This is a genomic window from Sphaerisporangium dianthi, assembly GCF_042654065.1.
Taxonomy (GTDB): domain Bacteria; phylum Actinomycetota; class Actinomycetes; order Streptosporangiales; family Streptosporangiaceae; genus Sphaerisporangium; species Sphaerisporangium dianthi.
Map to the genome: position 1 here is coordinate 18,285 of NZ_JBHSFP010000054.1, position 13,595 is coordinate 31,879.

8 protein-coding genes are annotated in these 13,595 nt (G+C 69.9%); 5 read left to right on the top strand and 3 right to left on the bottom strand.

Annotation, left to right across the window (positions count from 1 at the left end):
- Positions 1 to 12: 12 nt before the first annotated feature.
- From ACFO60_RS38525 to ACFO60_RS38535, 3 genes are read right to left on the bottom strand one after another with little or no spacing between them, the layout of a single operon-like run.
- On the bottom strand, positions 13 to 1,323 hold the full coding sequence (locus ACFO60_RS38525; RefSeq protein ID WP_380851658.1) for a methylaspartate mutase: 1,311 nt from the start codon (positions 1,321 to 1,323) through the stop codon (positions 13 to 15).
- A complete protein-coding gene (locus ACFO60_RS38530; RefSeq protein WP_380851661.1) occupies positions 1,320 to 3,062 on the bottom strand; it encodes a methylaspartate ammonia-lyase in 1,743 nt (580 codons plus the stop codon). Before ACFO60_RS38530 ends, ACFO60_RS38525 begins: the two co-directional genes overlap by 4 nt.
- Positions 3,063 to 3,114: 52 nt before the next feature.
- The gene (locus ACFO60_RS38535) at positions 3,115 to 4,194 is read right to left on the bottom strand and encodes an acyl-CoA synthetase family protein (RefSeq protein WP_380851664.1); all 1,080 of its coding nucleotides are present in this window, start codon (positions 4,192 to 4,194) and stop codon (positions 3,115 to 3,117) included.
- A gap of 246 nt (positions 4,195 to 4,440) precedes the next feature.
- On the opposite strand from ACFO60_RS38535, the gene ACFO60_RS38540 reads away from it, so the two are divergent.
- The 5 genes from ACFO60_RS38540 to ACFO60_RS38560 form a co-directional block, all read left to right on the top strand.
- On the top strand, positions 4,441 to 4,872 hold the full coding sequence (locus tag ACFO60_RS38540) for a type II toxin-antitoxin system Rv0910 family toxin (protein ID WP_380851666.1): 432 nt from the start codon (positions 4,441 to 4,443) through the stop codon (positions 4,870 to 4,872).
- A gap of 57 nt (positions 4,873 to 4,929) precedes the next feature.
- On the top strand, positions 4,930 to 6,123 hold the full coding sequence (locus ACFO60_RS38545) for a cytochrome P450 (protein WP_380851669.1): 1,194 nt from the start codon (positions 4,930 to 4,932) through the stop codon (positions 6,121 to 6,123).
- A complete protein-coding gene (locus ACFO60_RS38550; RefSeq protein WP_380851672.1) occupies positions 6,120 to 6,344 on the top strand; it encodes a ferredoxin in 225 nt (74 codons plus the stop codon). The genes ACFO60_RS38545 and ACFO60_RS38550 overlap by 4 nt, the downstream gene beginning before the upstream one ends.
- Positions 6,341 to 7,312, top strand: coding sequence for a hypothetical protein (locus ACFO60_RS38555; RefSeq protein WP_380851675.1), 972 nt, complete (start codon positions 6,341 to 6,343; stop codon positions 7,310 to 7,312). Before ACFO60_RS38550 ends, ACFO60_RS38555 begins: the two co-directional genes overlap by 4 nt.
- Positions 7,313 to 7,339: 27 nt before the next feature.
- The coding region (locus tag ACFO60_RS38560) for an SDR family NAD(P)-dependent oxidoreductase (RefSeq protein ID WP_380851678.1) at positions 7,340 to 13,595 on the top strand (6,256 nt) is incomplete at its 3' end.

Here is a 13,595-nt window from a genome sequence, read left to right on the forward strand (position 1 = left end):
TTCGCGCGCGGATCACGCGTTCGGCGAGGCCGCCCGGTCGAACCTCCGCGCCACGTAGGACAACGAGGTGAGCAGCTCGGACGACGAGGAGTGCTCGGACCGCGACGGCTGTGCGATGTGCGCGATCGGCATGGCCCCCACGAGCGACCAGCGCAGTCGGCCGTCCGAGTCAACGTAGCTGCGCGCAGCACCGCGATTGTCGGGGTGCAGGCAGAACGGCACGTCCAGCAGACCTGACGCGAAAGCGTTGACGAGCGCACGGCCGATGTCCGGGTGCAGGTCGAGCACGGTATCGATGTGCATCCGTGCCTCGGCGTAGAGCCCGGTGTCCGGTGTCCCGCCCTCGGCGGTCTCCTCCTCGTCGAGCGCGGCCTTCGCCGCCCATTCCAGTGCGGCGACGTTCTCCGTGATCGTGGGGATGCGGTACGCCTCTGCCGCGGTCTTGACGATCAGCCTCTCCGAGCCCGTGCGCACGGCGAGTTTCGCGGCTTCGGCCAGCAGGAGCGCCGAACCGCCCGGCGAGCGCGGATACACCCCCATGTACGTGTAGACGACGACGTGCCAGTCGACGTCGGAAAGGAGCTCGCCCGCGATTCGGCGCAGCACAACCAGCGCCTCTTCGTCCTGGGCCGCGTTGGTCTGCTGCGCGTAGCTCAAGGAGATACTGCGCAGGCCGTGTTGGCGGAAGAACAACGCCTCCAGGACGCTGGTCGCAATGAGCAGGCTGGGTGGGCAGAGCTGGCCGAGCAGGCAGCCGCCGAAGGTCTCGACGTGCGGCGCGGCACCCAGCTCCCGCAGACGCGCGAACCATTCCAGGCACCGTGCCCAGTTGTCCACGGATTCGCGCAGGGGGGTGCGACTGTACGGCAGGCAGTAGGAGACCGGGCCGCCCTCGGTGGCGGTGAGTCCGCTCCGCACCAGCGCCCGGAAGATGTCCTGTGGCTGGGACGAGCCGTGCCGCACCTGGACGGGGAAGTCCGCGCCCGCGACACCGTCGAGCATCGCGCGGGTGACGTCGGGACCGTGCGCGACGATCGGGTACCCGTTGAGCCCGGTCCCCTCCGCGAGCGCACGCCTGGCTTCGTCGTGGTCGCCGATCCTGGTGAAGCTGTCCAAGGTGATCGTGCCGACCGTGGTGGCGGCGGCCCGCATCGTGGCGACGAGCCCTTCCCGCATCCCCCGGAGGTCCGCGAGCCCCATCCTGGGCTGGACCACGAGATCACCGGACCGCGACGCGGCGTTGACGAACTCGCCGAACGAGCCCGGAAGGGGACGGTCCGCCGGAACCGGTGACGGGTGCTCCTGCCGCCTGTCGGTGGTCATGACGTCACGGCTGCCAGGGAGTGGAGGTACGACCGGAAGGAGTCGATCTCGACGCCGTCCTCGAAGACCGCGTCGAACCCGGCGGCCAGCAGCGTATCGGTCGTGCGCCGGTCGCCGTGCTGGGCGATACCCAGCTTGCCGCCGATCACCATGCGCAGGCCGGCCAGCTCCGGTTGTTCCCGCAGCCTCCGCACCACTCGCTTCCCGTCGATCCACCCGTGGCCGTTCACCGTGCTGAGCACGACCACGTCGGGCTGCCGCCGCAGGCACTCGGTGACGAGCAGGTCGTCAGGTACGCAGCAACCGAGGTTGACCACCCGGTGTCCCAGCTCCTCGATCAGCAACTGGAGGAAGACCAGGTTCCAGGTGTGCGAATCGGACTGGGTGCTGCTGACGATGACGTGCAACCGCGTCGGTCCGAGCGGTCCGCCCGCGGACGTGACCATCGCCGCCCTCGATCCGGTCCGGCTGGTGGCCGGCGAGGGGAACGCCGCGAGCCTGGTCCGCGAGCGGACCAGGCTCGCCACTCGCGCCATCTCGTTGCCGACGATCATCATCGCCTCGTCCACGCCCATGCCGGGACGTGCGAGCACCTGGTCGGCGCCGCACGCCATCGCCACGTTGGCGCAAACCTTGGCCGACTCGTCGGTCTCGTTGCAGGTACCGCCGCAGTACGCGACCAACCCGGCCTCCCGGACATGCAGCAGCGCCTCCACGGTGTTGTTGACACCGCCCAGATCCGGGGCCTTCACGTGGATCACGTCCGCGGCGCCGGCGGCGACGAACCGTCGGATGTCAGCCAGCGTGTTGCACCACTCGTCGGCGACGAGCTGCACCGTGCAGCCGCGCTCCCGCAGCATCGACCGCAGCGTGGCCAGCATCTCGATCTGGTCGTCCTGGTTGCCCGCGTCCACCGGCTGCTCGATCCGCAACTGGAACGGTGCGGCGATGCGGCCGAGATCCGTGAGGTAGCCGGCGACCCGGGTGAGGTCGTTGCCGAAGGCGAGACCGACGGTGCCATAGGTGTCGAAGTGCAGTACGGGCCGGTAGTCCGGCCGGGCACGCATCCGCGTCACCCGAGCACGCACCCAGCGCACGTACTCGCGGAAGATCTCGCCGTTCGCGCCCATCTTCTCCGCCACGTTGTTGATGAGACCGTGGGGGAGGACGCCGGCTTCCTTGAGGATCATCCTGTCCACGCTCAGGTAACGATCATCGCCCGACTGCGCGAACATCGCTACCGGCGCGATCTCCACGTTCGTCCCGTACTCGTCGCGGACGACCTCGGCCATGGTCACTCCGCGCCGGTGGGCGACTGCCGCCAGCAGCGCCTGGGTCACCCCGTACCGCACGGCCGTGTGCAGCGGACGACCGTCCACGAGCAGTCCGTCGATGTGCTCGGCCGCATCGCGGAAGCGATCCGGCGCGGTACCGACGAGCACCGGGGCGATGTGCGTGTTGATCAGGTCGTTCAGGGCATCGGTGGCCAAGGGTTCGTCGCGACCCGCGACGCTCGCGTACTGGACGGAGGCGCAGTCACCGGTCGCCGCGAACCCGTCGTCGAGCACGAGCAGCACCGACACCGCGCGCCCCGGCTCGCGGATGCGGTCGAATCCTGCCGTGACCGGCCGGCCGAGATAACAGAACCCGTCCTGTCGCGCACCCGCTCGAATCGCGGTCTGGTCGTCGGTGAAGTAGCCGGCCAACACCGGCACGCACAACAGGTCAACGATTCTCACCGGGGCACCACGTTCCCACCACCATGATCGGACAAGACTCCGGGAAAGCCGCTCAGTAGATGCCTTCCGGCGCCGCCCGGACATCCAGCAGGGGGCGGACGTTGGCCACGCCGTCACACGGCCAGTCCAAATCGGGCCGGTACCGGATCGCCAGGTCACGCTCGAGGACGTTCGGCAGCAGGAGGTCCTCCTGCAGGACGGTCAGCCGCACCTGGCCGGACTCGCCGACCTCGACGGTCCTCCGCCAGTCCTGCCGGTCCACCACCGCCATCGTGATCTGGGGGTAGTTCGGCAGGTGTGCCATCAGGTCACCGTCGTCCTGCACGAGTGGCAGCGAGGTCGGACCGAACGTGTTGCCGTACATGATCGTCACCGGGCGGTCGTCGACGGACTTCTTGAAGCTGCGCCACATGGCCGGCGTCGTGTGCGTCCCGCTCATCACCACGCCACCGACCTTGGCGAGCAGTTCCGGTGCGCGCCGGACGAACACCTTCATCAATGCGGGCGTGGTGGCCAGGTAGTCGATCGGCTGGGTGCTCATGAGGTCGATGGCCTGGTCCACCACGTGGTCGCTGTACTCCTGGGCCTCGCGCAACCGGCCGCCCCGCAACTGGCGCTTGACCCAGCGCGGGTCGAAGTCGATGCCGTAGACCCGGGCTCCGTACCGGCTGGTCAGGTAGTCCCAGCCGTTGTGGCCGATGAGGTGCGGCCCGCTCGGCATGGCCTGGAGCCAGTTCCGGTCCGGTTGGAAACCACCTCGGCAGATGGCCCACAGCCGCCATGCGCCACGCACCCTGAGCATGGTCTCGGTGTAGTACACGCGGCACGGGGTGCCGGTCGTCCCACCGGACTCGAACACCCGGCCGGTCAGCGGTCGCGGGACCGCCATCGGCACCAGGTCGGCCGGGTCCATCGAGCGCAGCTCGTCGATCGGGAAGGGGTCGAACGCCAGTAGCTCGTCATGGCGGGTGATGTCCCTGGGGTCGAAGGGGAGCTCGGCGGCCTTCCGCAGCCAGTAACGGCTGCCGGTGTCGGGGTCGAAGTGACGCCGGACGATCCGGCGCGTCCAGGCGTCGAGATCTTGTGCCAGGCACTCCTGGACCACGGCGTCGACATCTTGCGGCACAGTCATCAGAATCTCGATTCCTGCCGAACCTGTGTGTTTCCGGAAACAGACGCGACCGCAGCCGAAATGGCTGTCACGCGTGCTTTGGCGACATTAGATGTTCGTGAAATATCACCCTACCAGGGGAACCTTGCCGCCATCCTTGCAATATTCTTGCAAGCCGTTCGCGATACTCGCCAAGTCTTTTCCGGCCGCATTCGTCCGGGTATCGTGGCGGCGTCGAACCTGGCTGAACCTTTGTGAGGTGCTGTTATGGGAATTGCGACCCGCACGATCGATCTGGCGGCCGGCGCGCCTGCCGTGTGGCAGGCGGTGACGGACTTCACGCGCTTTCCCGAATGGCTCGCGATCCACAAGCAGTGGGTCGGCGAACACCCGGCCCGTCCGGTGGCGGGGGAGTCGTTCCAGCAGGACGTCGTGCTGCTCGGTCCGCCCGCCACGATCACCTGGACGGTGGCGGAGGTCACGCAGGACACCCGGCTGGAGCTGACCGGTAGTGGTCCGATGGGGGTGCAGGCCCGGTTCGGCTGCTCGTTGGCGGACGTCGGTGCGACCACCGAGTTCACGCTCGAGCTGGAGTTCACAGGCGGCCCGGTGGCCGGACCGATCGGCGACATGATCGACAAGGCCGCCAGGACCCAGCTCGACGCCAGCCTGGAGAAGTTCCGCGCAATGGTTTCGTAGCCCTTTCTGGACTTCATTTCGTATTTGGGCAGGCGTGACGGGAACTTGGAGGAGAAAATGACCGGCGTGGTGGAGGACCTCGATTTCCCGATTCGGCGGACCGAGCCCTTCCGGCCGCCGATCGAGTACGCGAAGATGCGCTCGACCGGCGCGCCGGTACGCGTCCGGTTGTACAACCGAAATCCAGCGTGGGTGGTGACCAGGTATGCGGACATCCGTGCGGTGCTCGGTGACGAGCGGTTCAGCTCCGATATTTCCCACCCCGGATACCCGGTGTTCGGCGCGGAACTGGAAATACGCCGGCACATCAAGACACTGGTGACGCTCGACCCGCCGGAGCACACTCGGCTGCGCCGGATGGTCGTCAGCGAGTTCACCGCCAAGCGGATGAACTCGCTGCGGGACCAGGTGCGGCGGACGGCCGACGAACTGGTCGACGTCATGCTGGCCGCCGGTGGGCCGGTGAACCTGGCGGAGTCCTACTCCTTCCCGCTCGCCGGCAGCATCGTCGGCAACCTGCTCGGCGTCCCGCCGAACGAGATCGAGCAACTCATGTCCGCTACCCGCGCGCTGGCCCGTGCGGGTGATCTCGCGTCGGTCGGCGCCCGCATCGTCGCGTTCAAGGACCGGCTGACCGAGCTGGTGGCGGAGAAGCAGCGCGAGCCGGCTGACGACGTGTTGAGCCGGATCGTCGCCAGGCACGTGGCGACGGGCGCGCTGACGCCGGACGAGCTGGTCACCCTCACGTTCGTCGTTATCGGTGCTGGATACAACCCGGCCGCCAACATGATTTCGCTCGGTGTCCTGCTGCTGCTCGAACACCCCGACCAGCTCGACGCCGTGCGGGCCGACCCCGCCATGATGCCCAACGCGGTCGAGGAACTGCTCCGGTACGTGAGCGTCTCGGACCTCTCCGCGCTCAGGGTGGCCGTCACCGACGTCGAGATCGGCGGGCGGCTCATCCGTGCGGGTGAGGGGGTGATCGTCCCGAACGGCGCGGCCAACCATGACCCGGAGGTGTTCCCGGAACCCGCGCGCCTCGACCTGACCCGGCCCGCCCGCATGCACCTGGCCTTCGGGCACGGCATCCACCAGTGCCTCGGTGGCAACATGATGCGCGTCGAGCTCGGCATCGCGTACCAGACCCTCATCACCCGCATCCCGGGCCTGAGGTTCGCGGTGCCGGCCGCCGAGATCTCCGCGACCGACTCGATCCTGACCGAGATCCACGACCTGCCGGTGACCTGGTGAGTCGGTCGGCCGTGCGGCTTTACGCCGACCGGGACCGGTGCACCGGCTCCGGCAACTGCGCGCAGATCGCGCCTTTCGTCTTCGACCAGGGCGACGATGGGCGGGTCGTCCTGATCCAGGCCGAACCCGGGCCCGAGCACGAAGCCGAGGCCCGCGAGGCGATCGACATCTGCCCGGTGCGGGCGTTGCGGAGCACCACCGATCAGAAGGAGAACATATGACCATCGGCTACACGTTCAGTGGCGGGATGGCACCCGAGGCACCCGGGCTCGAGCTGTACGAGCGCTACCCCGCCATGCGTGACTGGATCGACCAGGTCGTTGACTGGACAGGCATCGGTGTCGACCGGCTGCTGACCGAGGACTTCTCCGGGTACTTCTACTCCGACGATTCGCGATGCGACTCGGACGTGCGGTTCGTCGCGGAGATCCGACAGGCCGCCTACTCGATCGGCATCGCCGACGTCCTGACGGACATGGGCATCCGCCCGGACGCGATCGCCGGGTCGAGCATCGGCCTGATGATCGGTGCGTCCCTGGCGGGGGCGATCGGACGCAGGGAACTGCTGGAACTGCTGCGGCACAGGACATCCCTCCCGCTGGCGCCCGAGGGTGAGCCGGCGAGGGCCGTCGCCGTCGCGGCCCTGTCCGGACCGGACGACCTCGAGCGCTACGTCGGCGACCACCGGCGGGATGTGTACCTCGCCGCCGAGATCGGCGAGTTCATCGACGGCGGCCGGACGATGTACATGTTCTCCGGGTACCTGGACGCCCTCCGGGAGCTGGCGGCGGCGGAACCGGAGGGCCAGGTGAACGTCATCACCTCCCTCGGCGGCGCGCACAGTCCGCTGGAGCAGTTCCTCTACGACTTGAGGGAACCCTTCATCAACGAGATGACGTTCCGGGATCCCGAGGTGGCGCTCTACTCCGCGCTGGACGGCCGCAGGCTCGTCACGGCGGAGGACGTGCGGTCGGACTTCCTGCTCAACACCGTTCGCACGACCTACATGTCGAACGTCACCAAGGGGCTGGCCGGACACGGCGTCGAGTTGGCCATCGTGCTCGGGGTCTCCTCACCGGTCGCCATGTTCAAGTTCCCCTTCCCCATCCTGCCGGTGCTCACCGCGGCGGACTTCGAGCAGGTCGGCGGTGTGATCCACGCTCTCGGCATCGAGTTGAAATTCGTTTAGCAAGTACCACCTTCGGAGCGGGAGAACATGGCGATCGAGTCCGAGCTTGTCGAGTACCTCCGCCGCGTGACGACCGACCTGCGCCAGGCGCACCGGCGGATTCGCAGCCTCGAGGCCGCGGCCGACGAGCCCATCGCCGTCATCGGCATGGCGTGCCGTTATCCGGGCGGTGTCACCTCTCCCGAGTCGTTGTGGGACCTCGTCACCGACGGCGCGGACGCGATCTCCGCATTTCCGGCCGACCGTGACTGGCCGGTCGAGTCGCTCTACGACCCGGATCCGGCCCGGCCCGGCACCTCCTATGTGCGCGAAGGGGGTTTCCTCTACGACGCCGCGGATTTTGACGCTGAGCTGTTCGGTGTCTCGCCACGCGAGGCGCTTGCGATGGACCCGCAGCAGCGGTTGCTGTTGGAGGTGTCGTGGGAGGTGGTGGAGCGGGCTGGCATCGACGCCGCTTCGCTGCGGGGCAGCCGGACCGGCGTGTTCGCCGGGCTGATGTACCACGACTACGCCACGCGGCTCGACTCGGTTCCCCCGGAGGTCGAGGGGTATCTCAGCACCGGAGTGGCCGGCAGCGTGGTGTCGGGCCGGGTCGCGTTCACGTTCGGTTTCGAGGGGCCGGCGGTGACGGTGGACACGGCGTGTTCGTCGTCGTTGGTGGCGTTGCATCTCGCGGCGCAGTCGCTGCGGAAAGGTGAATGCACCCTCGCGCTGGCCGGTGGCGTGACCGTGATGTCCACACCGGCGACCTTCGTGGAGCTGTCCCGGCAGCGCGGTCTGGCTCCCGACGGTCGGTGCAAGTCGTTCGCGGCCGCGGCGGATGGGACGGGTTGGGGGGAGGGTGTCGGTGTTGTGCTGTTGGAGCGGTTGTCGGATGCGCGGCGTAATGGGCGTCGGGTGCTGGCGGTGGTTCGTGGTTCGGCGGTGAATCAGGACGGCGCCTCCAACGGGTTGACGGCGCCGAACGGGTCGGCGCAGCGGCGGGTGATCCGGCAGGCGTTGGCGGGTGCGGGTCTTGGTGTGGCCGATGTGGATGTGGTGGAGGCGCATGGCACCGGTACGACGTTGGGTGATCCGATCGAGGCGCAGGCGTTGCTGGCGACCTATGGTCAGGGTCGGCCGGTGGATCGGCCGTTGTGGTTGGGGTCGGTGAAGTCGAACATCGGTCATACGCAGGCGGCGGCGGGTGTGGCCGGTGTGATCAAGATGGTGATGGCGCTTCGGCATGGCCGGTTGCCCAGGACGTTGCATGTGGACGAGCCGAGTCCGCACGTGGACTGGTCGGCGGGTGCGGTGGAACTGCTGACCGAGGGACAGGACTGGCCGGAGACGGGGCGGCCGCGGCGGGCCGGGGTGTCCTCGTTCGGCATCAGTGGCACCAACGCACATGTGATCATCGAAGCGGCAGACCCGGCAGCCGAGGAGTCCCCCCTGGAAGCCGAGGACACCGAACGGAGGCGGAGCGGTTCGGACGTGGTGCTGCCCGTGGTGTTATCGGCCACCGGCGAACGCGGGCTCCGCGCCCATGCCGAGTTGCTCCGCACCCACGTGGCGGCCCGCCCCGGCCTCCGCGTCGCCGACGTGGGTTTCTCCACCGCGACGACCAGATCGGCATTGACCCACCGGGCCGTCGTCATGGCCGCCGACCGTAGCCAACTGCTCGCGGGACTCACGGCGCTCGCGGCCGGCGAGACCACCCCGGCGACGGTGCGGGAGACCGTCCGGGACGGCAAGTGCGCCGTTCTCTTCCCCGGCCAAGGGGTACGGCTGGGCGGTTCAGGCGCGCAGCTGCACGCCCACTTTCCGGTGTTCGCGGAGGCGTTCGACGAGGTGTGCGGGATGTTCGGCCAGTGGCTCGACCAGCCGCTGGGCGACGTGGTGTTCGCCAGGCCGGACTCGCCGGCGGCGCGGCTGATCGAACGGACCGACTACGCCCAGGCCGGTGCTTTCGCCTTGGGCGTGGGGTTGTTCCGGTTGGTGCATTCCTGGGGCGTGGTGCCGGCCTTCGTGGCGGGTCACTCCATCGGCGAGGTGGTGGCCGGCTGTGTCTCCGGAGTGCTGTCCCTGCCGGACGCGGTGGAGTTGGTCGCGGCACGAGGTCGCCTGATGCGGGAGCTGTGCGGTGGCGGGGGGATGCTCGCCGTCTCGGCCGGCGAGGACGTGGTGCGGAGGGCTCTGATGGAGCTCGCACTGCCTGCTGAGGTGGCGGCGGTGAACGGACCGTCGTCCGTGGTGGTGTCGGGAGACGCCGACGCCGTCGATCGGGTGGGGGAGTTCTGTGCCGGGCAGGGGCACCGCGTGCGGCGTCTGCGCGTGGGGCACGCGTTCCACTCGGCCGGTATGGACGCGATGCTGCCCGCGTACCGGCGTGTGGTCGAGGGGGTGGCGTTCGGCCGGGGAGCGATCCCCGTCGTGTCGACGGTGACGGGGCGCGTCGCCGGTGCCGATGAGTTGGCTGATCCGGACCACTGGGTGCGGAACGTGCGTGAGGCGGTGCGGTTCGCCGACGCGGTGAGCACGCTCGCCGACCGGGGTGTCGACCGGTTCGTCGAGCTTGGGCCCGACGGTGTGCTGACGCCCATGGTGGCAGAGGTGTGTGCGGAGTCGGAACGTGCCGTGGTGGCGGTGCCGCTGCTGCGGAGTGGTGAGCCCGAGCCGGCAACGGCGCTGACGGCGTTGGCGCGGTTGCACGCCGCCGGCACCGCCGTGGACTGGAACGCGGTCTACGGGGAAAGCGCCCCGCGGCGGGTGGACCTGCCCACCTACCCGTTCCAACGGCAACGGTACTGGCTCATGCCCGCCCCGGACGCCGCACACGACGCGGCCGGACTGGGGCTCGATCCCGTCGACCACCCGCTGCTGGCCGCCGCGATGTCCACGCCGGGCTCCGGCGGGCAGGTGTTCACCGGCCGGATCTCCCTGGGCGGCCACGCGTGGCTCGCCGACCACGCCGTCCACAGTGCCGTGGTCGTGCCCGGCACCGCGTTCGTGGAGATGGCCCTGCGAGCCGCCGACGAGACCGGCTGCCAGGTGATCGAGGAACTCACCCAGGAAGCGCCCCTCGTCCTGCCGCGGCAGGGCGATGTGCAGGTCCGGCTCTTGGTGGAGCCGGCCGATGCGGCCGGCCGCCGTGCGTTCACCGTCCACTCCCGGTCCGAGGACGGCGGAGACCAGCCCTGGACGCGGCATGTGGGCGGCCTGCTCGCCACGGGGCCGGTGTCGCCACCGGTCGAGCTCACCGAATGGCCGCCGCGCGGCGCCGACCCCATTGACTTCGATCCCGTGGACCTCTATGCCGGTATGTCCGAAGCCGGCTTCCACTACGGGCCGGCGTTCCGCGGTCTGCGGGCGGCCTGGCGGTCCGGGGACACGTTGTTCGCCGAGGTGAGCCTGTCCGGACCGCCGGCCGGCCAGGCGGGCGGGTTCGCGCTGCACCCGGCACTTCTCGATGCGGCACTGCACGTCATGGCGGTGGACGTACCACGGACGCGGACGGGCCGGGTGCCTTTCGCGTGGACCGGGGTGGCACTGCACGGCAGCGGCGCCACCGTGCTCCGTGTCCGCATCTCGGGGGTGGGTACGGACACGGTGTCCGTTGTGGCGGCCGACGCCACCGGGCACCCGGTGGTGGTCGTCGACTCGCTGGCGCTGCGCGAGATGACGGCGGAGCAGGTGGGCACCACGGCCGCTGCCGCGAGCCGATCGCTGTACCGGGTGACGTGGCCCGTGGTGTCGCTCCTGGCAGCGGCACCGGCATGCCGGACGATCACCGTCGACGCGGAGGTCGCCGCCCTGTTCGACACGGCCGGAGTACCTGTCGAGCAGTACCCGGACCTGGGTTCGGTCACCGTTGACGGGCACGTTCCGGCGGTCGTGGTGGTTCGCCCGCGGTCCCGGACGTCCGGCGACCTGCCGCGCATGGCACGGGAGGCCGTCGCGGAAGCGCTGGAGCTGGTCAGGACCTGGCTGGCGCACGACCGGCCCGGGGACGCTCGCCTGGTGCTGCTGACCAGGCGCGCCGAGTGGGTGACCGGCGTCGACGGCGACACGGATCCGGTGCAGGCGGCGGTGGCCGGGCTCGTGCGGACGGCGCAGGCCGAGCACCCGGGGCGCGTCACCCTCGTCGACATCGACGACGACCGGGAATCCCTCCGTGCGCTGCCGGTGGCACTGACCATCGACGAGCCCCGGCTGGCGATCCGGGCGGGCCGCGTGCACGCACCCAGGCTTGCGCGAGCCGACCGGTCCGGCGGCGAACCACCGGTGCTGGACCCCGGGGGCACGGTGCTGATCACCGGGGCGACGGGCGCGCTCGGGCGCCTGGCGGCACGCCACCTGGTCGCCGCACACGGGGTCCGGAGCCTGCTGCTGGTGAGCAGGCGCGGAGCGGACGCCCCGGGCGCCGCCGAACTGGCGGCCGAACTGCGTGCCGCGGGCGCGACGGTCCAGCTCGCCGCGTGCGACGTGGCGGACCGGGCCGCATTGGCCCGGGCGCTGGCCGGCGTGCCGGCGACGCGTCCGTTGACCGCGGTTCTGCACCTCGCCGGCACGCTGGACGACGGTGTCGTCGAGGCCATGACGGTGGAGCGCCTCGACCGGGTGCTGAGCCCGAAGATCGATGGCGCGGTGCACCTGGACGAGCTCACCCGGGACCAGGATCTGTCCGCGTTCATCCTGTTCTCCTCCGCAGCGGGCGTACTCGGCAGCCCCGGGCAGGCCGGTTATGCCGCAGCGAACGCCTTCCTCGACGCACTTGCACAACAGCGGCGAGTACGTGGCCACCGCGCCATGTCGCTTGCCTGGGGGCCGTGGCAGTCGGCGGGAATGGCCGAGGCGCTCGGCACGAACGACCGCGCCCGGTTGAGCGACAGCGGACTGGTACCGCTCTCGGCGGACGAAGGGGCCGCGCTGTTCGACGCCGCCACCACCGCCGGCGACCCCGTCCTGGTGCCGATGCGTCTCGACCACACGGTGCTGCGCGCGCGGGCCCGGGTCGGTGCTCTGCCGGCACTGCTGCGGGACCTGGTGAGGGTTCCTGTCAGGCGTGCCGCGGTGGACGTCGAGCCGGGAGCCGCCGGCCGGGCGCTGACCGGTCGCCTGCTCGCCTCGGCGGCGGCCGATCGGCGCCGGATCGTGCGCGAGCTCGTGTCCTCTCACGTCGCCGCGGTGCTGGGACACGGTCCGGACCTGGTCGACGTCGAGCGCTCGTTCGACGAGATCGGTTTTGACTCGCTCACCGCGCTGGAACTGCGCAACAGGCTCGATGGCAGTACGGGACTCCGCCTGCCCGCGACTCTCGTGTTCGACCACCCGACGCCTCTCGCGCTCGCCAACCACCTGCTGGCCACGTTGGTCGAGCCCGGTCGTGCCGGGGCCGGCGTGCCCGCGAGGCGGACCACATCGGACGAGCCCATCGCGATCATCGCGATGAGCTGCCGCTTCCCCGGCGGAGTGGATTCGCCCGAGCTGTTCTGGCAGCTCGTCGAGGACGGCGTGGACGCCATGACCGCGTTCCCGCTCGACCGCGGCTGGGACACGAGCCCCGTTTCGGGGGCGGACGGTGACGGCTACGCGAGGCTCGGTGCGTTCCTGGCCGGTGCGGCCGATTTCGACGCGGGTTTCTTCGGTGTGTCGCCGCGTGAGGCGTTGGCGATGGATCCGCAGCAGCGGTTGCTGCTGGAGGCGTCGTGGGAGGTGGTGGAGCGGGCGGGGATCGATCCGGCTTCGCTGAAGGGCAGCCGGACGGGCGTGTTCGCCGGTCTCATGTCCCACGACTACGGGTCATGGCTGCGCGACGTGCCCGCCAACGTGAGCGGGCATGGCGGACTCGGTGTGGCCGGCAGCGTGGCCTCGGGCCGGGTCGCGTTCACGTTCGGTTTCGAGGGGCCGGCGGTGACGGTGGACACGGCGTGTTCGTCGTCGCTGGTGGCGATGCACCTGGCGGCGCAGTCACTCCGCAACGGTGAGTCCACGCTCGCGTTAGCCGGCGGCGTCACCGTCATGTCCACCGCCGACATCTTCACGGAGATCTCGCGCCAGGGCGGTCTCGCCGGGGACGGTCGGTGCAAGTCGTTCGCGGCCGCGGCGGATGGGACGGGTTGGGGGGAGGGTGTCGGTGTTCTTCTGCTGGAGCGGTTGTCGGATGCGCGGCGTAACGGGCGTCGGGTGTTGGCGGTGTTGCGTGGTTCGGCGGTGAATCAGGATGGTGCGTCGAATGGGTTGACGGCGCCGAGTGGGCCCGCTCAGCAGCGGGTGATCCGTGCGGCGTTGGCGAACGCCGGTC

Excerpts from the sequence above, each read along its gene's own strand:
- ACFO60_RS38545 (WP_380851669.1), top strand. The coding sequence starts at position 4,930 with ATGACCGGCGTGGTGGAGGACCTCGATTTCCCGATTCGGCGGACCGAG.
- ACFO60_RS38525 (WP_380851658.1), bottom strand. The coding sequence starts at position 1,323 with ATGACCACCGACAGGCGGCAGGAGCACCCGTCACCGGTTCCGGCGGAC.
- ACFO60_RS38540 (WP_380851666.1), top strand. The coding sequence starts at position 4,441 with ATGGGAATTGCGACCCGCACGATCGATCTGGCGGCCGGCGCGCCTGCC.
- ACFO60_RS38555 (WP_380851675.1), top strand. The coding sequence starts at position 6,341 with ATGACCATCGGCTACACGTTCAGTGGCGGGATGGCACCCGAGGCACCC.
- ACFO60_RS38535 (WP_380851664.1), bottom strand. The coding sequence starts at position 4,194 with ATGACTGTGCCGCAAGATGTCGACGCCGTGGTCCAGGAGTGCCTGGCA.